At 68.6% G+C, this 21,068-nt stretch carries 17 protein-coding genes; 11 read left to right on the forward strand and 6 right to left on the reverse strand.

The features are described 5' to 3' along the window. Nucleotides 1–184 precede the first annotated feature (184 nt). A complete protein-coding gene (locus tag ACFV2O_RS05545) occupies nucleotides 185–1,483 on the forward strand; it encodes a M18 family aminopeptidase (RefSeq protein ID WP_379250409.1) in 1,299 nt (432 codons plus the stop codon). Here the strand turns inward: ACFV2O_RS05545 and ACFV2O_RS05550 are convergent. Further along, the gene (locus tag ACFV2O_RS05550; RefSeq protein WP_379250411.1) at nucleotides 1,432–2,745 is read right to left on the reverse strand and encodes a glycosyltransferase 87 family protein; all 1,314 of its coding nucleotides are present in this window, start codon (nucleotides 2,743–2,745) and stop codon (nucleotides 1,432–1,434) included. The two genes, ACFV2O_RS05545 and ACFV2O_RS05550, sit on opposite strands and share 52 nt — an antisense overlap. 170 nt (nucleotides 2,746–2,915) lie before the next feature. Here ACFV2O_RS05550 and purL point away from each other — a divergent pair, with 170 nt between their 5' ends. Continuing rightward, nucleotides 2,916–5,210: a phosphoribosylformylglycinamidine synthase subunit PurL gene (purL, locus tag ACFV2O_RS05555; RefSeq protein WP_379250413.1), complete on the forward strand. Its 2,295-nt coding sequence runs from the start codon at nucleotides 2,916–2,918 to the stop codon at nucleotides 5,208–5,210. A 61-nt stretch (nucleotides 5,211–5,271) separates the two neighbouring features. Here purL and ACFV2O_RS05560 read toward each other — a convergent pair whose 3' ends face one another. After that, complete coding sequence (locus ACFV2O_RS05560; RefSeq protein WP_355076953.1) at nucleotides 5,272–5,562, reverse strand: YiaA/YiaB family inner membrane protein; 291 nt, start codon at nucleotides 5,560–5,562, stop codon at nucleotides 5,272–5,274. A 185-nt stretch (nucleotides 5,563–5,747) separates the two neighbouring features. Here ACFV2O_RS05560 and ACFV2O_RS05565 point away from each other — a divergent pair, with 185 nt between their 5' ends. From ACFV2O_RS05565 to ACFV2O_RS05575, 3 genes are all read left to right on the forward strand, one after another. Further along, a complete protein-coding gene (locus tag ACFV2O_RS05565) occupies nucleotides 5,748–7,481 on the forward strand; it encodes an alpha/beta hydrolase (RefSeq protein WP_379250415.1) in 1,734 nt (577 codons plus the stop codon). 14 nt (nucleotides 7,482–7,495) lie between these two features. Beyond that, a complete protein-coding gene (locus ACFV2O_RS05570) occupies nucleotides 7,496–8,200 on the forward strand; it encodes a CPBP family intramembrane glutamic endopeptidase (protein ID WP_379250417.1) in 705 nt (234 codons plus the stop codon). 138 nt (nucleotides 8,201–8,338) lie between these two features. Continuing rightward, nucleotides 8,339–8,728: a sterol carrier family protein gene (locus tag ACFV2O_RS05575; RefSeq protein WP_355076959.1), complete on the forward strand. Its 390-nt coding sequence runs from the start codon at nucleotides 8,339–8,341 to the stop codon at nucleotides 8,726–8,728. Nucleotides 8,729–8,758: 30 nt separating this feature from the next. Here ACFV2O_RS05575 and ACFV2O_RS05580 read toward each other — a convergent pair whose 3' ends face one another. After that, entirely contained in the window at nucleotides 8,759–10,027 is a 1,269-nt protein-coding gene (locus ACFV2O_RS05580; protein ID WP_379250837.1) for a YhgE/Pip domain-containing protein, read from the reverse strand. A 205-nt stretch (nucleotides 10,028–10,232) separates the two neighbouring features. Between ACFV2O_RS05580 and purF the strand changes: the two genes are divergently transcribed. From purF to purM, 6 genes are all read left to right on the forward strand, one after another. After that, nucleotides 10,233–11,822 carry an amidophosphoribosyltransferase gene (gene purF, locus ACFV2O_RS05585; protein WP_355076960.1) on the forward strand — a complete coding sequence of 530 codons (1,590 nt, stop codon included), beginning with the start codon at nucleotides 10,233–10,235 and terminating at the stop codon, nucleotides 11,820–11,822. Nucleotides 11,823–12,233: 411 nt separating this feature from the next. Next, a complete protein-coding gene (locus tag ACFV2O_RS05590; RefSeq protein ID WP_379250839.1) occupies nucleotides 12,234–13,805 on the forward strand; it encodes an ABC transporter substrate-binding protein in 1,572 nt (523 codons plus the stop codon). Nucleotides 13,806–13,930: 125 nt separating this feature from the next. Further along, nucleotides 13,931–14,941: an ABC transporter permease gene (locus tag ACFV2O_RS05595; RefSeq protein WP_379250841.1), complete on the forward strand. Its 1,011-nt coding sequence runs from the start codon at nucleotides 13,931–13,933 to the stop codon at nucleotides 14,939–14,941. Next, nucleotides 14,941–15,939, forward strand: coding sequence for an ABC transporter permease (locus ACFV2O_RS05600; RefSeq protein WP_379250419.1), 999 nt, complete (start codon nucleotides 14,941–14,943; stop codon nucleotides 15,937–15,939). The genes ACFV2O_RS05595 and ACFV2O_RS05600 overlap by 1 nt, the downstream gene beginning before the upstream one ends. Next, a complete protein-coding gene (locus ACFV2O_RS05605; protein WP_379250421.1) occupies nucleotides 15,932–17,620 on the forward strand; it encodes an ABC transporter ATP-binding protein in 1,689 nt (562 codons plus the stop codon). Before ACFV2O_RS05600 ends, ACFV2O_RS05605 begins: the two co-directional genes overlap by 8 nt. Before the next feature lie 130 nt (nucleotides 17,621–17,750). Beyond that, nucleotides 17,751–18,827 (forward strand): phosphoribosylformylglycinamidine cyclo-ligase, encoded by a 1,077-nt coding sequence (purM, locus tag ACFV2O_RS05610; RefSeq protein ID WP_355076965.1) that lies wholly within the window; start codon nucleotides 17,751–17,753, stop codon nucleotides 18,825–18,827. Nucleotides 18,828–18,976: 149 nt separating this feature from the next. Here the strand turns inward: purM and ACFV2O_RS05615 are convergent, their stop codons facing one another. From ACFV2O_RS05615 to ACFV2O_RS05625, 3 genes are all read right to left on the reverse strand, one after another. Then, entirely contained in the window at nucleotides 18,977–19,189 is a 213-nt protein-coding gene (locus ACFV2O_RS05615) for a DUF3073 domain-containing protein (RefSeq protein WP_039794982.1), read from the reverse strand. A gap of 175 nt (nucleotides 19,190–19,364) precedes the next feature. After that, a complete protein-coding gene (locus ACFV2O_RS05620; RefSeq protein ID WP_379250423.1) occupies nucleotides 19,365–20,318 on the reverse strand; it encodes an asparaginase in 954 nt (317 codons plus the stop codon). Further along, the gene (locus ACFV2O_RS05625; RefSeq protein ID WP_379250425.1) at nucleotides 20,315–21,031 is read right to left on the reverse strand and encodes an MOSC domain-containing protein; all 717 of its coding nucleotides are present in this window, start codon (nucleotides 21,029–21,031) and stop codon (nucleotides 20,315–20,317) included. Before ACFV2O_RS05625 ends, ACFV2O_RS05620 begins: the two co-directional genes overlap by 4 nt. Nucleotides 21,032–21,068 lie beyond the last annotated feature (37 nt).

The raw sequence follows: 21,068 nt of genomic DNA on the forward strand, positions 1-21,068 counted from the left end.
TCCGATTCGTGATCGGTCGCCGGACCATTATTGCCCTTATGTTGTGGGATGAATCGACGGGCGCCTCGAGCTGATCTCGGTGCGGCTATAACGGCATAGTCCGCACCGTTTCGGACGGTATTCGCCACGCGTGCCCAGCGACCGGGACACGCCGGTCGCGCCCCGCTTGCCTAGGATCGCAGGCATGCCCGTCTCCACCACCGCAGCCACGGCCGCCGGGCTGTGCGCGTTCATCGATGCGTCCCCGTCGCCGTTCCACGTCTGCCGCACGGTCGCCGCGGAATTGGACGCGCGCGGGTTCACCCGGCTCGCGGAGTCGCAGACCTGGTCTGCGGAGAGCCCGGGCAGGCATTACGTGATTCGCGGTGGGTCGCTGGTCGCCTGGGCGGCGGGGGACACCGCGGCCGGGACGGGGTTCCGCGTCGTCGGAGCGCACACCGACAGTCCCAACCTGCGCGTCAAGCAGCATCCCGACCTGACCTCGGCGGGCTGGCAGCTGGTCGGGCTGGAGCCCTACGGCGGTGCGTGGCTGAACTCGTGGCTCGACCGGGAGTTGGGTGTTTCCGGTCGGCTGAGCGTGCGGGACGGAAACTCGGTGCGCGAGCGCCTGGTTCGCATCGATGAGCCGATCCTGCGGGTGCCGCAGCTTGCCATCCATCTGTCCGAGGACCGCAGGGGTGTGACGCTGGATCCGCAGCGGCACGTCAACGCGGTGTGGGGCGCGGGGTACGAGGCGGCCGCCTTCATCGATTTCGTGGCCGACTGGGCCGAGGTCGATCCGGGCGACGTGCTCGGCTGGGAGCTGATGACCCACGACCTGACGCCGAGCAGGCTGATCGGGCGGGACCAGGACTTGGTCAGCGCGCCGCGACTGGACAACCAGGGCACCTGCTTCGCGGGCTTGCAGGCGTTCCTGGCCGCGATCGAGGAGCCGGGCACGGTCGTCCCGGTGCTGGCCATGTTCGACCACGAGGAGGTCGGCAGTCAGTCCGACCGCGGCGCGCAGTCCGATCTGCTGCCCGCGGTGCTGGAGCGGATCGTGCTCGCGCGCGGCGGCGGCCGCGCCGAATATCTGGCCGCACTGGCCGGTTCGGTGTGCGCGTCCGGCGACATGGCGCACGCGACGCATCCGAACTATCCGGAGCGGCACGAGCCCGCGCACCGGATCGAGGTGAACGGCGGGCCGGTGCTGAAGGTCAACCAGAATCTGCGCTATGCCACGGACTCCACCGGCGCGGGCGCGTTCGCGCTGGCCTGCGCGCAGGCCGCGGTCCCGTTGCAGCGTTACGTCCATCGCGCCGACCTGCCCTGTGGCTCCACCATCGGGCCGATGACCGCGGCGCGTACCGGCATGTCGACCGTCGACGTCGGTGCGCCGCAGCTGGCGATGCATTCGGCGCGCGAGCTGATGGGCGCGTTCGACGTTCCGGCCTACGCCGCTGCGCTGGCCGCCTTCCTCACGCCCGAGACCACCGGGCGATAGGTGAATACCGCGACGACCAACACGGCGAAAGTGGCGAGCACGTAATTGCTTCCGATGATCTGCTGCCACCAGGCCCAGTCCAGCTCGCGGTCGCGCGAGTGCGGCAGCAGCCAGTGCGGGCCGACCAGGAACAGCGCGGCGACGACCGTGACCACGCCGATCGCCCGCGGGCTGCGCGCACCGCGCACCATGAAGTCGGCGGCGACGACCAGCGCGGGCGCGATCCACACCCAGTGATGCGACCACGACACCGGCGAGACCAGCAGCACCGCCGCGGCGTTCACCAGCAGTGCCGCCACGGTGGCGCCCGCCTCGATCAGCCTGCGCATCCACACCGCGGCCAGCGCGACCGCCAGCACCGACAAGGTGATCCACACCAGTGTGGCCGCCGTGTCGCCGATGCCGAGGCGGAAGGCCATGCCTTTGATGGACTGGTTGCCCGCGAAGTAAGGAGGTCCGATCCGGCCGGTGTCGGCGAGGGTGTGGAACCAATAGTCCACGGAATCGCTAGGGAACAGCAGGAATCCGAGACCCACGGCCGCGATCGCGGAGACCACCAGCGTGCCCGCGGCTTTCCAGTCCTTGCGCAGCACGAAGTACAGCAGATAGCCGGCGGGGATCAGCTTCACCGACACCGCGATGCCGATCAGCATGCCGCGCGGCCAGAAAGGCTTGCGCGCCAGGCAGTCCAGTGTGATCGCGGCCATCAGCACCAGGTTGATCTGGCCGAAGCCGAAGGTCTGGCGGATGGGTTCGAAGAATTGCGCCACCGCGACCGCGCCGATGACCAGCGTGAGCAGGATCGGGCGCGACAGCTCGGGCCGCAGGCGGGTCAGCACCAGCCACAGCGAGATGCCAAGGCTGACTACATTCGTGACGACCACCAGCACCTCGGCGGCGACCAGCGGCATCAGGGCTAGCGGCGCGAAGAACAACGCGGCCAAGGGTGGATAGGTGAACGGCAGTCCGATTCCCTCGACCGGCGGCATCGGGCCGTACAGGTCGCCGTTGTCCAGCCAGACCCGGGCGCCGTTGCGATACACCTGGAGGTCGATGTAGCCGTGCCACCAGTGCGCGAGCAGCGAGACGATCGCCGACACCGCGAACAACGCGATCGCAGCAATCAGCCAGCGTACTTGCGGGGTCAGTGGGTTCGGCGACGCCTGACCGGATGCGGTCCCCGATCCGCCGCTGCCGGTCGGCGCGGCATCCGAGGTGACCGATCTCTCACCCGGATTCGCGACCCCCGATCCTTCGTTCACGGGCCCAGAGTAGCCGGTGCGCATGGTCGGTACCCAGTGCCTCTAGACTTACACCTAGGCATCTCGCCGCCGCCCAGTGACAACGCTCGTCGCTTCGCTGAGCTCGCCCACCCCGCCGGCTCCGCCGGCTTGCCGACCCCCATGCCCGGCCGAAAGGACCCTGGTACTCCGTGACTCCGCAGGTCGACACCGTCAGCGCAGCCGCAGCAAACCCCGACGTGGCGCAACCCTACAAAGAACTCGGCCTCAAAGACGACGAGTACGCCCGCATCAAGGAGATCCTCGGTCGCAGGCCGACCGACGCCGAGCTGGCGATGTACTCGGTGATGTGGAGCGAACACTGCTCCTACAAGTCCTCCAAGGTGCACCTGCGCTACTTCGGCCAGACCACCACCGACGAGATGCGCGAATCCATGCTCGCGGGCATCGGCGAGAACGCGGGCGTCGTCGACGTGGGTGACGGCTGGGCGGTCACCTTCAAGGTGGAGAGCCACAATCACCCCTCTTACGTGGAGCCGTACCAGGGCGCGGCCACCGGCGTCGGCGGCATCGTGCGCGACATCATGGCGATGGGCGCGCGCCCGATCGCGGTGATGGACCAGCTGCGCTTCGGCGCGGCGGACGCGGCCGACACCCGTCGCGTAGTGGACGGCGTGGTGCGCGGCGTCGGCGGCTACGGCAACTCGCTCGGCCTGCCGAACGTCGGCGGCGAGACCGTGTTCGACGCCTCCTATCAGGGCAACCCGCTGGTGAACGCGCTGTGCGCCGGCGTGATGCGAGTCGAGGACCTGCACTTGGCCTTCGCCTCCGGCACCGGCAACAAGATCGTGCTGTTCGGCGCGCGCACCGGCCTGGACGGCATCGGCGGCGTCTCGGTGCTGGCCTCGGACACCTTCTCCGGCGACGAATCCGGCTCCGGCCGCAAGAAGCTGCCGTCGGTGCAGGTGGGCGACCCGTTCACCGAGAAGGTGCTCATCGAGTGCTGTCTCGAGCTGTACGCGGCGAAGCTGGTGGTGGGCATCCAGGACCTCGGCGGCGCCGGATTGTCCTGTGCCACCTCCGAACTCGCGGCGGCCGGTGACGGCGGCATGCACATCGAGCTGGACAAGGTGCCGCTGCGCGCGACCGGTATGACGCCCGCCGAAGTGCTCTCCAGCGAATCGCAGGAGCGCATGTGCGCGGTCGTCACTCCCGAGAACGTGGACGCTTTCATGGCCGTGTGCCGCAAGTGGGACGTGCTGGCCACAGTGATCGGCGAGGTCACCGACGGTGACCGGCTGGTGGTCACCTGGCACGGCGAGACGGTGGTCGACGTGCCGCCGCGCACCGTCGCGCACGAGGGTCCGGTGTACGAGCGCCCGGTCGCGCGCCCCGACGAGCAGGACGCGCTGATCGCCGACGCCCCGGACCGGCTCGCCCGTCCGAAAACCGCCGACGAACTGCGCGCGACGCTGCTGCGGATGATCTCCAGCCCGCAGCTGTGCAGCCGCAAGTGGATCACCGAGCAGTACGACCGCTACGTGCGCGGCAACACCGTGCTGGCCGATCAGGCCGACGCGGGCGTCATCCGGATCGATGAGGAGACCGGCCGCGGCATCGCGCTGGCCACCGACGCGTCCGGCCGCTACACCAAGCTGGACCCCTATGCCGGTGCGCAGCTGGCGCTGGCCGAGGCCTACCGCAACGTGGCCAGCACCGGTGCCACGCCGAAGGCGGTCACCAACTGCCTGAACTTCGGTTCGCCCGAGGATCCCGGCGTGATGTGGCAGTTCCAGCAGGCGGTGCGCGGCCTGGCCGATGGTTGCGTGGCGCTCGGCATCCCGGTCACCGGCGGCAACGTCAGCTTCTACAACCAGACCGGCCAGACGGCGATCCTGCCGACCCCGGTGGTCGGCGTGCTCGGCGTGATCGACGACGTGCACCGCCGCATCCCGACCGGGATCGGCCTGGAGCCGGGCGAGACGCTGATCCTGCTCGGCGAGACCCGCGACGAGTTCGGCGGGTCGATCTGGTCGCAGGTGGCCCACGACCATCTCGGCGGCGTCCCGCCGAAGGTCGACTTCGCCCGCGAGCAGCTGCTCGCCGAGGTGCTGACCGCCGGTTCGCGCGACGGCATGATCAGCGCCGCGCACGACCTGTCCGAGGGCGGTCTCGCTCAAGCTGTCGTCGAAGCGGCGCTCGCCGGTGAGACCGGTTGCCGCATCCTGCTTCCCGAGGACGCGGATCCGTTCGTCACGCTGTTCTCCGAGTCGGCGGGCCGTGTGCTGGTCGCCGTTCCCCGCTCGGAGGAGACCAGGTTCACCCGCATGTGCACCGCGCGCGAACTGCCGTGGGTGCGCATCGGCGTGGTCGACCAGGGCTCGGATTCGGTCGAGGTGCAGGGCCAGTTCTCGATCACCATGGACGAGTTGCGGACCGCGCACGAGGGCACGCTGCCGAAGCTGTTCGGCGCCGGAACCGTCTGACGAGACGCCCACCTGGGCGGGCCTGAACCCCTCGTTGCCGGGCCCGCCCAGGTGCGCGTACTCAGGCGACGGAATTGAACGGATCGTGCTCGGAGAGCAGCTTCTCCATCCGCGCCTGATCGATGCGACCGTGAACGGTCGCCGCCTCGTGCTGGTCGCGCACCACTTTCGCCAGCGTGAAGGTGCTGGTCACCAGGAAGAACACGGACATACCGAGGAATCCGCGCTGCCAGACGTCCAGCGGCAGCGCGTAGATCCCGATGCCGATGCCGACGAAACTGATGCCGAAGGCGATCGCGGCCTGTGCGACGTAAGCGGCGCTGGCTTTCTGCGCCGCGGTCGTTGTGCTCATGGACCAAAGTTTCCGGATGGCGCGACCCGCGCACCCGTGTACAACTACTCGAGCGAAATGGGTAGTTGCCATCCGCGCGAAGGCGTCCGATCACGGGGTCGCGCAGGGTGTGATCCGCGTCGTGCGCGCCCGCGTCACGGTGGGCGACGCGCCGGGCCGTCGGTGGCGACCGCCATACTGATCGAATGCTGGAGACCGCCGGGACCATGCGGAAACTGCGCACGCGCGCGGTCGCGGTGATCCGGCGCGTCGAGGACGTCATCGACCTCAATTACGTCGGCTTGGTGGTGGCGACGGTGTTCTTCGCGCTGTCGGTGACGCCGTCGCTGCTGCCGCGCGACTGGCTGTTCCAGGGGCTGATCAGCGGGATCAATGCCGCCATCGGATACGGCGCCGGCTGTTTGCTGGAGTGGCTGTTCCGGCTGTGGGTGCGGCCGCGGCTGAAGATCGCGCCGCCGCCGACGTGGGCGCGTTACGCCGTCAAGTCCGCAGTGCTGCTCACCGCGGCGCTGAGCGCCGCGCTGATGCTGGTGCAGTCGGCGCGCTGGCAGCGGGAGATCACGGCGTTGATGGGCATGGCGGGCACCACCACGCCCGCCTATCTGCGCACCGGACTGCTGAGCATGGCGGTCGGCGCCGCGGCGGTCGCGGTCTACCGGACCGTGCGCGAGTTCATCCTGTTCCTGGCCCGCCTGCTCAACCGGTGGGTGAAGGTGCCCCGCGAACTCGCTCCGGCCGCCGGATTCCTGGTGCTGGTGGTGCTGGCGGTGACGATCTTCAACGGTGTCGCCACGCAAGCGTTCTTCGCGGTGGCCAACTCCGCGTTCAGCGTGCGCAACGACCACACCTCGGCGAACGCGGTGCAGCCGCAGCAACCGGAGCGCTCCGGCAGCCCCGCCTCGCTGGCCAAATGGGAGACCCTCGGATTCGAGGGGCGCTGGTTCGTCTCGCACGGACCCACCGCGAGCCACATCACCTCGCTCACCGGCCGCCCGGCCAAGGAGCCCATCCGGGCCTACGTCGGTCTGGAGTCGGTCGACGGGAACCAGGAACCGGCCGAGCTGGCGGTGTCCGAGCTCGAGCGAACCGGTGCGTTCGACCGGAAGGCGCTCGTGGTGGTCACCACCACGGGGACCGGATGGGTGAACTCGCTGGCCGCGTCCGCGCTCGAGTACATGTACGACGGCGACACCGCGATCGTCGCCACCCAGTACTCGTATCTGCCCAGCGTGCTGTCCTTCCTGGCCGACCGGAGCAAGGCCGCCGCGGCGGGCAGGGATCTGTTCGACGCGGTGTACCAGCATTGGACCGCGCGCCCGCCGCAGGCACGACCCAAATTGCTGGTGTACGGGGAGAGTCTCGGTTCGCAGGGTTCCGAGGCGGCGTTCGACGGTCTGGCCGATCTGCGCGCCAAGGTCGACGGCGCGCTGTGGGTCGGTCCGCCCAATTCCAACCGGCTGTGGCAGCAGTTCGTCGCCCGCCGCGATCCGGGCTCCCGTGAGGTGGAGCCGCTGTACGCCGACGGGCTGGTGGTCCGGTTCGCCTCCGACAGCGGTGACCTGGCGCGCCCGTCGTCGGAATGGCGGCCGCCGCGCATCGCGTATCTGCAGCACGCGTCCGATCCCATCGTCTGGTGGTCGCCGGATCTGATCTTCTCGCGGCCGGATTGGCTGTCGGAGCCGCGCGGTTCGGACGTCTCCTCCCAGATGCGCTGGTGGCCGTTCGTCACCTTCTGGCAGGTGGCCGCCGATCTGACCAACGCGCAGGGCGTCACCGACGGGCACGGACACCGCTACGGCAGCCTGGTCCTGGACGGCTGGGCCGCCATCGCCGCGCCACCGGACTGGACCGCCGAGCGTTCCGAACGGATCCGGGTCGAAGTCGAGGCCGCGGAGGAATTCGAGCGGAAGATCAAGTGAGCCGGGAACGGGCCGTGCGAACCATTGCGGCCGTTGCCGTTCCGTTGTTCTGGAGCAACGCGGTCCTGCCCCGCCTCCGTCTCGGCATCCGCGGACGAACCGCCGCCAATGCCGGTTTCGCCACCGCCTACGCAGTCGCGCTGCGCGCCGAACCTGGCCGGTGGTCGAAGAGCGGCGTGCGCTGCGGGCTGCTCGCCGCCTCGGTCGTCGTGGTTGGTTACGCAGCGGCCCTTGCCGTTCCGTCGCTGCGATGGCAACTGGCCGAACTCGCTGAACGGGGGCCCGCTGTGTCGACGCAGGAGTGGGTGGCTGTGCACATTCCCCTCGGGACTGTCTACAGCGAGGAACTCGTCTTCCGCGGCACGCTGGATCCCATGCTGGACCGCCTTTTCGGTCCGCGAGCCGGTGCATTGGTCGGCGCGACGACCTTCGGACTCTGGCACATCACTCCCGCGCGGGCCGTGGGCGACAGTGTTCCCGCCACCGTGGCGGTGACTACGGCGGGCGGACTCGTGTTCGGTTTGCTGCGCCGCCGCACCGCGGGCACCGCCGCCCCCGCGCTGCTGCATCTCGCCATGAACGCGGGCGGAGCGATCGCTCCGCGCCTGGCCCGCCACTTCCCGGGTTCCGCGCGTGCGATGCGGGTGGCACGTTCGGACCTCGGGACGACTGTGGATGAATTCGCAACTCCGGCTTCGGATATACCGCGAGCCCGTTGACGGGCGGCCGACGCCGGGCACCGCGCCGCCGCCGTTCCGAAGCCGCGCCGACACCGTCGTGTCGACCGCCCTCGCCGAAGCACGGCTGAGGTCGATCACGTGCGCGAGGCGAACGGAGCGCGAAGTAGGGTCGGGCAGGTGGCAGGACGAGGCACGGTCGACCCCGCGCAGACGCGGGCAGCGGTGGCGGTGGTGAGCGAATGGTTGCGTGACGAGTCGGTCGACGCGCCCGCGCGCGCCGAACTCGCGGCGGCTGTGCGTACCACGGCGCGCTCGCTGGCGGCCTCCGCGCCCGGGCACTCGGTCGAGGTCCGGGTGCCGCCGTTCGTCGCGGTGCAGTGCGTCGAGGGCCCGCGGCACACCCGGGGTACACCGCCGAACGTCGTGGAGACCGACCCGCGTACCTGGCTGCTACTGGCCACCGGACTGCTCGAGTTCGACGACGCGCTCGACTCCGGCGCGGTGAGCGCATCCGGCACCCGCGCGGCCGAGATCACGCACTGGCTGCCGATCGTCCGAGTCGACTGAGACCGAGCCGATCGTTTCGGCGCGGACAGTTCACGCCCGGACGATGTTGCGGCGCTCCAGCCCCTTGCGGTCGTAGAAGCGGGTGACCGACGCGCCGAAGATCAGCCCGATCGCGAGCCCGAGGACCGCCATCCACACACCACGCGTGAGCCCGGCCTCGAAATCGGCGTCGAAGTACAGGATCGACCGCACACCGAGGAACACCTGGTGCATGGGTTCGAAGGAGGCGAGCCAGCCGAAATATCGCGGCGTCGCCTCGATCGGCACGGTGCCGCCCGAGGACGGCAAGCCGAGGATGACGAACAGGATGAGGTTCACCAGCAGGCCCGCCGAGCCGATCGCCGCCAACATGGACAGCCCGGTCACGCCGACGGCGATCATGGCGAGCGCGCTGTAGAGGTACAGGGCCAGCGGGTTGCCGATCGGCATGTCCAGCAGTTCGCCCACGATGAGGAAAACCCCGGCGACGATGTTCGCCGCCAGCACGAACACGCCCCACTTGATCAGCAGCGTCCTGAACCGCGAGATCGGCGTGGGCGGGTAGTGCACGTACCACGGGCCGTACTCGGTGGGCACGAATCCGAGCTGCGCATCGATCATGGTGTGGATGACCATCGCGCCGACCACGCCGGCCAGCAGCAGCAACAGGGAGTAGAAGAACGCGGTCAGGCCCTGGCCGCTACCGTGCGGCAGCGGGTGGTACTGCTGATGCACCACCTCGATCGGCGACGCCAGCGCCACCCTGGTCGCGCCGGTCAGTTCGGGCGCGGGCGGACCGCCCGGACGCGGAGCCAGCTGCGCGTTCACCTGGTCGAGCAACTGCTTGCCGACCTGCTTGTTCACCTCGGTCAGCGCCTCGTTGCCGACCCGCAGCACGATCTGCGTGCCGAACGCGCCCGCGCGCGGGTTGGTCTGCACCGTGATGATCGGGCGCGGGATGTCACCGGGTATGACACTGCCCACACCCAGATTGCCGAGCTGCTTGCTGAAATCGCCCGGGATGACGATCGCGCCGTAGACCTGTCCGGACTGCATCTGCCGCTCGGACTCGTTGATGCTGAGCACGCGCAGGTCGACCTTGTCCGACGGCACTCCGGCGGCCAGCGCCTTGGTGATCTGATCGCCGAAATTGACCTTCTGCTCAGCGCTCCCGCTGCCGATGGTGTCGCCGACATCCTGGTTCACCAGCGCGATCGGGAAGTCGTGCAGGTTCTGCTCCGGGTCGACGACATAGTCGAGGTACATGATGCCAAGCAGCGCGGTGAGCAGGCTCAACACCGCGACCGGAAACAGCACCATCCGAGGCCATGGCCTGCGCACCGGCCCCGTCGCGCCCGCGTCGTCCGTAGTCGTCACGGTCCGCACCGTAACAGCCGAAGGCGTCGCGGCGACCCCGCTTCGGTCACCTGGAATTGCTGCTCGGATGCGGCGGCGGTGCGCGGGCACCGCCGCGGCATCCGTAGAATGAAATCTGCCCCCAGCCCGCCCGAACAGGGAGCAAACGGTGACCAACGCCGAACTGCCGGTCCAGAGCATTTCCGCCGCCTCGTGTCCCACCCCGGACGTCGACGAGAACGAGCCGCGCGAGGAGTGCGGAGTCTTCGGAGTCTGGGCGCCGAGCGAAGAAGTGGCGAAACTCACGTATTACGGGCTTTATGCTCTGCAACACCGTGGACAGGAGGCGGCGGGCATCGCGGTGTCGGACGGCTCGCAGATCCTCGTGTTCAAGGATCTCGGTCTGGTCAGCCAGGTGTTCGACGAGCAGACGCTGGCGGCCATGCCGGGTCACATCGCCGTCGGTCACTGTCGCTACTCCACAACGGGCGGGGTGACCTGGGAGAACGCTCAGCCCATCTTCCGCACCACCGCGGTGGGCTCCGGACTTGCCCTGGGGCACAACGGCAATCTGGTCAACACCGCCGAATTGGCGGGCCGTGCACGGGAACTCGGCCTGCTCGCCTCCGTCCGGGGCGGGCGCCCGCAGCCCGCCGCGGCGACCTCCGACTCCGACGTGGTCACCGCGCTGCTCGCGCACGCCGCCGCCGACTCCAGCATCGAGCGGGCCGCGATGGAACTGCTGCCCACCCTGAAGGGCGCGTTCTGCCTGACCTTCATGGACGAGCACACCCTCTACGCCGCGCGCGACCCGCACGGCGTGCGCCCGCTGTGCCTGGGCAGGCTGGAGCGTGGCTGGGTCGTTGCCAGTGAGACCGCCGCGCTGGACATCGTCGGCGCCGCCTTCGTCCGCGAGATCGAACCCGGCGAATTGCTGGCGATCGATGCCGACGGCGTGCGCTCGATGCGCTTCGCCAACCCCGAGCCCAAGGGCTGCGTCTTCGAATACGTGTACCTGGCGCGGCCGGACAGCACCATCGCGGGCCGGTCGGTGCACGCCACCCGGGTGGAGATCGGCCGTCGCCTGGCGAAGGAGCACCCGGTCGACGCCGACCTGGTGATCCCGGTTCCCGAATCCGGCACACCGGCCGCCGTCGGCTACGCGCAGGGGTCGGGCGTGCCCTACGGCCAGGGCCTGATGAAGAACGCCTACGTCGGCCGCACGTTCATCCAGCCCAGTCAGACCATCCGTCAGCTCGGCATCCGGCTCAAGCTCAATCCGCTGCGCGAGGTCATCCGCGGCAAGCGCCTGATCGTCGTGGACGACTCGATCGTGCGCGGCAACACCCAGCGCGCGCTGATCCGGATGTTGCGCGAGGCGGGGGCGTTGGAGATCCACGTGCGGATCGCCTCGCCGCCGGTGAAGTGGCCCTGCTTCTACGGCATCGACTTCGCCTCGCGGGCGGAACTGATCGCCAACGGCGCGGGCACCGAGGGCGACGTCGCGGACATGGTCGAGGGCGTGCGCCGGTCGATCGGCGCCGATACCCTCGGCTACATCTCGCTCGACGGCATGATCGCCGCCACCGAACAGCCGCGCTCGCGGCTGTGCGCCGCGTGTTTCGACGGCAACTATCCGATTCCGCTGCCCACCGAGGCCGCGATCGGGAAGAACGTGCTCGAGGGCATGCTCACCGGTCAGACCGAGGCCGAGCTGCTGGGCGACAACGCGAATGCGAGCGCGCTGAGCCGTCCGTGAATCGCTGATCATGTGCGCCGGGCGGTCACCGACTCTCGGTAATCGCCGTAAGGCCGATCGCTTCGGCGCGTGATGGTTTCCACCGATGCGTTTGTGGGTACGGTCGGTTGCTGTCGCGCGCCGTGATGTGGCCTGCTCGAGACATCGCGCCGTGCACCGTCCGGCGATTCTGGACGTACGACCGGTTTTTGGGCCGGTCGTAGTCGCCGCGCATAACACCTGCTGAGAGCGCCGCGGATTTTCTTCGAAAACGTAACGTGCCGAAAATGCTTCGTAGGTACGGTGCCGATCAGATCGGAAGTTCACCCGTGTCCGCACCGGGCCTGCGATCCAGGGCAACGCGTGCGGCGCTCGAGAAGTGGGGCCGTGATGAGGAATTCGAGGTTGGGGCGACAGATCGGGACGCGAACCATCGCGGCCGTCGGCTTGCTGGCATTGGCGGGTTCGGTGCTGGCGGGATGCGGTTCCGGGCGAACCGGGGAAGGCGGTGACGGCGGCGGCTTGGTGGCGGGCACCACCGACAAGATCTTCTCGCTCGATCCCGCGGCCGCCTACGACAACGGGTCGCTGGTCGCCGAGACGCAGATCTATCAGTACCTGCTCAACTTCGCACCCGGTGACGCGACGCCGAAGCCGGACGCGGCCCAGAAGTGCGAGTTCACCACGCCCACGGTGTATACCTGCACGTTGAAAGACGGCCTGAAGTTCGCCAACGGCAACCCGCTGACCGCGACCAGCGTGAAGTTCTCCTTCGACCGGATGCTGCGGATCAACGACCCGAACGGTCCCGCCTCGCTGCTCGGCAACCTGGAGAAGACCGACGTAGTGGACCCGCGCACCGTCGCGTTCACGTTGAAGGTGGCCGACGACCAGACCTTTCCCGCGATCCTGCCCACCCAGGCCGGGCCGATCGTCGACGAGAAGGTATACGCGCCGGACAAGGTGATGCCGGACGAGGACGTGGTGAAGGCCAAGGGTTATTCCGGCCCGTACGCCATCGCCAGTTACGACAAGAACAAACTCGTCGAGTACCAGGCGTTCGCCGATTACAACGGCATCCTCGGCAAGCCGAAGACCGAGACGGTGTCCACCAAGTACTACGCCACCACCGACAACATGAAGCTCGACCTGCAGAACGGTTCGCTCGACGTCGGATATCGGTCGTTCACGCCCACCGACATCGAGTCGCTGCGCAACGATGGCAAGGTCGCCGTGCACGAGGGTCCCGGCGGGGAACTGCGCTACATCGTGTTCAATCTGAACACCATGCCGGGTGGCACGCCCGCGCAGAAACTGGCCGTGCGCAAGGCCGTCGCGGCCACCGTCGACCGTGCCGCGCTCGCCGACGGCGTCTACAAGAAGACCTACCTGCCCGCGTATTCGTCCGTGCCGCAGGGCATGCCGGGCGCGGCCGAGCCGTTCAAGGAAATCTACGGCCCCCAGCCGAACAAGGACCAGGCGGCGAAGTTCCTCGCCGACGCGGGGGTCGCGACGCCGGTCGAGCTGAATCTCCAGTACAACCCCGACCACTACGGCTCCAGCAGCTCCGAGGAGTACGCGGCGATCAAGTCGCAACTGGAGGCCACGGGTTTGTTCAAGGTCGATCTCCAATCCACCGAATGGGTGACCTACCAGCGAGAACGCGCCCGTGATGCCTACCCGCTCTTCCAATTCGGCTGGTTCCCGGACTTCCCGGACCCGGACAACTACCTTTCCCCGTTCTTCGGGCCGAACAACTTCCTGCAGTCGCATTTCGAAGACCCCGGCATCTCCGCCCAGCTGATCGCCCAGGCGACCCAGCCCGACAAGGACAAGCGGCTCGCGCAGATCCAGCAGGTGCAGCGTGATCTCGCGCAGAACTTCCTGCCGATCGTTCCGCTGCTGTCCGGCAAGCAGATCGCGGTCTCCGCCACCGGGGTGCGGGGTGTGGAACAGACGCTCGACGCATCGTTCAAGTTCCGCTATACGGTGCTGAGCAAGTGAGTTCCGGCGGTCCGGCCGGGCCCGGGACGACCACATCGGCGGACATCGCGCCGACACCCGTCCGGGCCCGGCCCTTCGCCCTGCGGCGAACCGGCAAGGGTGGCGACGATTCTCGCCACGGCGCGTTGCTGCGCTATCTCGGCGTCCGCCTGCTGCTGATTCCGGTGACCGCGTGGATTCTGGTCACGGTCGTGTTCTTCCTGATGCGCGTGGTCGGCGACCCGATCAGCGCGGCGATGGGCGGACGCATGACCCAGCAACAGATCGAGGCGCGCAAGGAGGCGGCCGGGCTGAACCGGCCGACCCTGACCCAGTACTGGGACTATCTGTCCGGGCTTCTGCACGGGAATCTCGGTCGCTCCCAGGACAACCGGGAGATCAGCGAGGTGGTGGTCACCTACGGCGCCGCCTCGCTGGAACTGGTGTGCTGGGCACTCGTGGTCGCGTTCGCGATCGGCGTCCCGCTGGGTAGGTACGCTGCCACCCGGCGGGATTCCGCCGCCGACACCACGTTGCGGTTGCTGGCCATCTTGTTCTACGCCGCGCCGGTGTTCTTCGTCGGCCTGCTGCTGAAGCTGGTGTTCGCGGTGCGACTCGGCTGGCTGCCGGTGGCGGGCCGGGCGAGCACCAACGTGGAACTGCGGCTGCAACACGTCTCGCCGAAGACCAACATCATGGTGATCGACGCGATCCTCTACGGCGACGCCGGATACCTGCTCGACGTGCTGGAACACGCCGTGCTGCCCGCCATCGCGCTCGGCTTGCTCACCGCGGGCATCTTCTTGCGGCTGGTGCGGATCAACCTGATCCAGACCCTCCGCGCCGACTACGTGGACGCGGCACGGGCCCGTGGCTTGTCCCGCCGCGTGGTGACCGGGCGGCATGCCTTCCGCAACGCGCTGATCCCGATCGTCACGGTGATGGGCATGCAGATCGCCATGATGCTCGGCGCCTCGGTGCTCACCGAGACCACGTTCGAGTGGAAAGGCCTCGGCTATCAATTCGCGCAATACCTCTCGGCGCGCGACTTCATCGCCGTGCAGGGCATCGTCGCGTTCATCGCGCTCATCGTGGCGGTGATGAGCTTCCTGGTCGACGTCCTGGTGGCGCTGATCGATCCGAGGGTGAGGTTCTGATGACGGCTCCGGAACTGCTGAACGAAACCCTGGTCACGCCACCCGCGGCGCGGCGGGGTGTACCCGGCCTCCGGTTGTTCTCGATGACCTCCGGTTTGCAGCGTGCGACGCTGGTCCTCGGACTGGCTCTGGTCGGTGTCTTCGTGGTCGCCGCGCTCTTCGCCCCGCTGATCGCACCGTACGGATTCGCCCAGAGTGCCGCCGACGGCGTCGATTTCGTTCGCCAGCAAGCACCGTCGGCCGAGCATTGGTTCGGCACCTCGGTGCGCGGGGAAGACGTGTTCTCCCGGGTGATCTATGGCGCGCGGACAGCCTTGTGGGTGATCACGATCTCCCTGCTGCTCTCGCTGCTGATCGGGGTACCGCTCGGACTGCTGTCCGGCTACGTCGGCCGGTGGCCGGACCGGTTGCTCGTGCTGTTCATGGACGCCATGTACGCGTTCCCGACACTGTTGCTGGCGATCGTGGTGTCCATCGTGGTCGCGGGCGGTCGCTCGACCAGCCTGGGCGGTGTGCTGTCCGCGGCGGTGGCCATCACGGCGGTCTTCGTCCCGCAGTACTTCCGGGTGGTACGCAACGCGACCGTGGCCGTGAAGCAGGAGCCGTACGTCGACGCGGCGCGGGTAACCGGCGCGTCGACCACGCGAATCCTGTTCCGGCACATCCTGGCCAATGTCACTCAATCGCTGCCGGTGATCATCACGCTAAACGGGTCGGAAGCCATCCTCACCCTGGCCGGCCTGGGTTTCCTCGGTTTCGGCATCGAACCGACCCAGGCCGCGGAATGGGGTTTCGATCTGAACAAAGCGCTGCCGGACGTGTCCAACGGCATCTGGTGGACGGGCATCTTTCCCGGTGTCGCCATCGTGCTCGTCGTGCTCGGCATGACCTTGGTAGGTGAAAGCCTCAACGAAGTGCTGAACCCCGTCCTGCGCACCCGCCGCGCCGCGGCGGTGGCCGGACCGGACGGCGGCGGAAAGGACGCGACCGATGCCTGAGTCCTCCGCGACGGAGCGGGGCCGCCCCGCCCTGTCCATCGAATCGTTGTCGGTCACCTTCGCCACCGACGCGGGGCCGGTGCACGCGGTCACCGACGTCTCCTACGAGGTCTACCCCGGCGAAGTGCTGGCCATCGTCGGGGAGTCCGGTTCGGGCAAGTCCGTGAGCTCACGCACCGCGATGGGCTTGCTGCCGGAGACGGCCACGGTGCGCGGCCTGGTCACCCTGGGGACCGAGCAGGTCACCACGATGAACGAGAGGCAGCTCACCGCATTGCGCGGCGGCGCGATCTCGATGGTGTTCCAGGAACCAGGCCTGGCCCTGGACCCGCTGTTCACCGTCGGCTTCCAGATCGGCGAGGCGCTGCGCGCCCACACCGACCTGACCAAGAAGGCGGCCAAGGCGCGGGCGGTGGAACTCCTGCGCCTGGTCGGGTTGCCCGATCCGGAGCACCGGGTGGACTACTACCCGCATCAGCTCTCCGGCGGGCAGAAACAACGCGTGGTGATCGCCATCGCCATCGCCTGCGAGCCGAAGGTGATCATCGCCGACGAGCCGACCACGGCGCTGGACGTCACGGTGCAGGCCGAGATCCTCGCCCTGCTGCGGGACCTGCGCGACCGGATCGGCAGCGCGATCGTGCTGATCACCCACAACATGGGCGTGGTCGCCGACATCGCCGACCGCGTGGTGGTGATGCGCGACGGAGCGGTGGTCGAGCAGGCGCCGGTGGACGAACTGTTCGCGCGTCCCACGGCGGACTACACCCGCGCCCTGCTTGCCGCGGTCCCGCACCTGGGTACCGAGCAGATCGAGCACGGCCCGCCCGACAGTGCCGAGACCGAGGGCGATCCGGTACTCGAGGTCCGTGATCTGGTGGTCGAATTTCCCGGCCCGTTCGGCAGGCCGCGTTTCCGCGCTGTCGACGGCGTGAGTCTGCGCATCGGTCCCGGCGAGACGCTCGGCCTGGTCGGTGAGTCCGGCTCGGGCAAGTCGACCATCGGCCGCTGCGTCGCGGCGCTGCAACGGCCCACCTCCGGAACGGTGCGAGTGCGCGGGCAGGACATCGTGGGGTTGTCACAGCGCGAGCTGCGACCGATTCGGCGGCGCTTCGGATTCGTCTTCCAGGACCCGGCCAGTTCGCTGAATCCCCGGCTCACCGTGGGCGAGTGCGTGTCCGAACCGCTGCTCGTGCACAAGGCGGGCAACTCGGCGGAGATTCGCGCCAGGGTGCGCCTGCTACTCGACGACGTGCGGTTGCCCGCGGGCGTCGAACGCCGGTACCCGCACGAGTTGTCCGGCGGGCAGCGTCAGCGTGCCAGCCTCGCCCGCGCGCTGGTGCTCGACCCGGACCTGCTGGTCGCCGACGAGCCGACCAGCGCGCTGGACGTCTCGGTGCAGGCCGCGGTGCTGGAGCTGTTCGGTCAGCTACAGCGCGAGTGCGGCTGGGCCTGCCTGTTCATCAGCCACGACTTGGCCGTGGTCGACCAGCTCGCCGACCGGATCGTGGTGCTGCGCGACGGTGCGGTGGTGGAAGCGGGCGATCGGAATCGCATCCTGCGCGCCCCACGGGAGGAGTACACCCGCCGCTTGGTCGCCGCGGTGCCGATACCGGATCCGGTGCGGCAACGCCACCGCCGGGTGCGGGCCGCGGGGTTCGATGGCGACGAGACGGACTGATCGTCCGCTTTACGGTTGGCTCTGCCCTATTGTCAAGAGGGCGAGCCAACACCGGTGCGGGGTCGTTATCCGGCTCCGGTAGCGTGAGCAGGCATCTATCCGCCGATTCGGTTTGGAGCTTTCCCCGAAAATGACTGAACAGACCCCCAGTGGTGGTGCTTCGTACGCCGCGGCAGGCGTGGACATCGAGGCAGGTGATCGCGCAGTCGAGTTGTTCGGGCCATTGGCGAAGAAGGCGACCCGGCCCGAGGTCCAAGGCGGCCTCGGCGGCTTCGCCGGGCTGTTCGCGCTGAAGGGCGGTTACCGGGAACCGTTGCTGGCGGCCTCCACCGACGGCGTCGGCACCAAGATCGCGGTGGCGCAGGCGATGGACAAACACGACACCGTCGGCCTCGACCTGGTGGCCATGGTTGTGGACGATCTCGTGGTCTGCGGCGCGGAGCCGCTGTTCCTCCAGGACTACATCGCCATCGGCAAGGTCGTCCCGGAGAAGGTCGCCGAACTCGTCTCCGGCATCGCCGAGGGCTGTGTGCGCGCCGGGTGCGCGCTGCTCGGCGGCGAGACCGCCGAGCATCCCGGGCTGATGGATCCGGACGACTACGACCTGTCCGCCACCGGCATCGGCGTGGTCGAAGCCGACGCGGTGCTCGGACCCGACCGGGTCCGTCCCGGCGACGTGGTGATCGCCATGGGGTCCTCGGGACTGCACTCCAACGGCTACAGCTTGGCCCGCAAGGTGCTGCTCGAGATCGATCGCATGTCGCTCACCGGCCACGTCGAGGAGTTCGGCCGCACCCTGGGCGAGGAACTGCTCGAGCCGACCAGGATCTACGCCAAGGACTGCCTCGCGCTGATCGCCGAAACCGATGTGCGCACGTTCGCCCACGTCACCGGCGGTGGCTTGGCGGCCAATCTCGCCCGGGTGCTGCCCGCGGGCATTGTGGCCGAGCTGGATCGAGGCACCTGGAACCCGGCGCCGGTGTTCAAGATGATCGCCCAGCGCGGCCGGGTCGAGCGGCCCGAGATGGAGAAGACGTTCAACATGGGCGTCGGCATGGTCGCCGTCGTCGCTCCCGAGGATGTGGACCGGGCGCTGGCGGTGCTGACCGCACGGCATATCGAGTGCTGGACGCTGGGCACGGTCAAGAAGGCCAAGGACGCCGACGCCGCGCGCGCCGTGCTGGTGGGTGAGCATCCGCGGTTCTGATTCGCGGTGAAGACACGTGAGAGTCCCGCATCTATGTACGATGCGGGACTCCGGTGTGTTGCAAGCCTTTTCGGCGCCAGAGACGTCAACCCGCGACAACGATCGAAGGGGGAGGCCCGTCGGCCTCCCCCTTCAGACGTAAATCCGAGTCAGCGGCGCCAGTCGTCGTAGTCGTCGTCCTCGTCCCAGCGGGACAAGGAGTCGTCCGCGTCGTGCTCATCGGACAGCACACCACCACTCCGCTGGGAGTTGGGGCTTCCCGAAAGCTCGCGCTGAAGGCTCGCGAAGTCGGTCGTGGGCGAGCTGTACTTCAGCTCGCGTGCGACCTTGGTCTGCTTTGCCTTAGCCCGGCCACGGCCCATGGCTGACCCCCTCGCGTCACAGCGGGGCGGCCTGGGGTTTGGTGGCGGCCCCGTTCGAATTAATACTCTTCCTGACAGACACTTTAGCGTGTGTCCGGCGGTCTCGCTTCCAGGAGTGGGTGAAGAACTCCGGAACCAGTGCCGTTTGCCCGCTTGTCGCCCTGCCGTGGAATACCTAGACGACCCCGGGTATAGCACGAATCACACCGACTCGGATACCCCCGCCCAGCACCGCGGGGGCCGCCAGCTCCGCGTGCGCATCGGTCCACTCGATTCCCATTCGATGCAGAATCGCCAGCGTCAGCGGCATTCGCGCGCGATCGTGGCCGTCTTCGATCTTGTACGCGAAAGCCGATCCGTCCGGCAGCGCGCCCGCGTGCACACCATCCGCGCCGATCTTGCACACCAGCCCGGGAGTGGCCAGCATGGTCATCAGATCGGGCGCGTTCGTGCCGGAAATCACTCGCGGATGCGCGCGCACCGCGTCGGCGACCCGGCGTTCCGGGCTCCCCGGCTCGGCCGTCGCGATGGTCGAGAACACCCGCGCGAGGTTGACGAGTGAGACCGGGATGATCGGCAACCCGCAGCCGTCGATGCCCAGATCGGCTTCCGGCTCGCCGGTCAGGTCGGCCACGGTCGCGATCACCGCGCGCTGCAGCGGATGCGCCCGGTCCTGGTAGCCCTCGGTCGGCCAGCCGTTGATCGCGCAGGTCGCGAGCATCGCCGCGTGTTTGCCCGAGCAGTTCATGTAGATGGGGCGGGGTTGTCCTCCGCCGGACAGCAACGCGGTGCGGGCGCCCTCGTCGTACGGCAGATCGGCCGGGCAGGCCAGGGCGGATTCGGGCAGGCCGAACCGGTCCAGCAGCCTGCGCACCAGCGCGACATGGTCGGGTTCGCCGTAGTGCGAGGCGGTGGCAATCGCCAGTTCGGCGTCATCGACCGGCTGGAAACCATTGCGCAACAGGGTGATCGCCTGCATCGGCTTGTTCGTCGAGCGCGGGAAGATCGGCAGGTGCACTTCGCCGAGCTCGAGGGTGGGCTCGCCCGCGGCGTCGAGCACCACCACCGAGCCGCGGTGCACGCATTCACGGAAGCCCGAGCGGACCACTTCGACCAGTTCCACACTCACGATTTCGCTCCCGTGCCGATGTCGTCGGTGCTCGTCGTCGCGTGCCGGTGCGCGGTGGCGCGCACGGCGTTGCCATGCCTGCGCGCGTGCCGTTCCACTTGCATGCGCACGTCGTCGGAGATGGTCGGCTCGTCGGCGAGCAGGATCGCCAGCAGATCCGGATCGGCGCCGGTGAACAGATCGCGGACCGTGATGCCGTGCTCGGGGACGTGCACCACCGAGATCCGGTCGCCCGCCGCGATCGTGCCCTCGGTGAGCACCCGCAGATAGGCGCCGGTATCGCTGCGCAGGGTGAACCGTTTGACCCACTGCTGCTCGCCGCTCCAGTGCTGGAACGTGGCGCACGGCACGCGCGGAGCGCTCACCTCCAGCACGGTGTCACCGACCGCCCAGCGCGCGCCGATCACCGAGTCGCTGACCGGAAGGCCACGCACGCGCAGGTTTTCGCCGAACCAGCCCGCGGGCAGTTCCCGGCCGAGCTCCGTGCCCCAGCGGCGGGCGTCCTCGTCGGCGTAGGCGTAGACGGCCTGGTGCACGCCGCCGTGATGCTTGGTGTTGCAGACGTGATCGCCGTCCAAGCCGAGGGCGCGTACCGCGACTCGTCCCGCCGCCGGGCGCTTGTCGATGGCGCTGCGACCGACTCTTCCCGGTACCTCGATATCGGCGTGCACGACGCACGCCGCGAGCACCTCTCCGGAATCACCGACGCGCATGAAAGGCGCTCCTCTCGTCGCGAATGGGGAGCTCGGC

This window comes from Nocardia sp. NPDC059691 (genome assembly GCF_042733915.1).
GTDB lineage: Bacteria > Actinomycetota > Actinomycetes > Mycobacteriales > Mycobacteriaceae > Nocardia > Nocardia sichangensis.

Coding starts and splice junctions, on each gene's coding strand:
- ACFV2O_RS05545 (WP_379250409.1), top strand. CDS start 185: ATGCCCGTCTCCACCACCGCAGCCACGGCCGCCGGGCTGTGCGCGTTC.
- ACFV2O_RS05560 (WP_355076953.1), bottom strand. CDS start 5,562: ATGAGCACAACGACCGCGGCGCAGAAAGCCAGCGCCGCTTACGTCGCA.
- ACFV2O_RS05565 (WP_379250415.1), top strand. CDS start 5,748: ATGCTGGAGACCGCCGGGACCATGCGGAAACTGCGCACGCGCGCGGTC.
- ACFV2O_RS05580 (WP_379250837.1), bottom strand. CDS start 10,027: ATGGTGCTGTTTCCGGTCGCGGTGTTGAGCCTGCTCACCGCGCTGCTT.
- ACFV2O_RS05600 (WP_379250419.1), top strand. CDS start 14,941: ATGACGGCTCCGGAACTGCTGAACGAAACCCTGGTCACGCCACCCGCG.
- ACFV2O_RS05605 (WP_379250421.1), top strand. CDS start 15,932: ATGCCTGAGTCCTCCGCGACGGAGCGGGGCCGCCCCGCCCTGTCCATC.
- purM (WP_355076965.1), top strand. CDS start 17,751: ATGACTGAACAGACCCCCAGTGGTGGTGCTTCGTACGCCGCGGCAGGC.
- ACFV2O_RS05615 (WP_039794982.1), bottom strand. CDS start 19,189: ATGGGCCGTGGCCGGGCTAAGGCAAAGCAGACCAAGGTCGCACGCGAG.
- ACFV2O_RS05625 (WP_379250425.1), bottom strand. CDS start 21,031: ATGCGCGTCGGTGATTCCGGAGAGGTGCTCGCGGCGTGCGTCGTGCAC.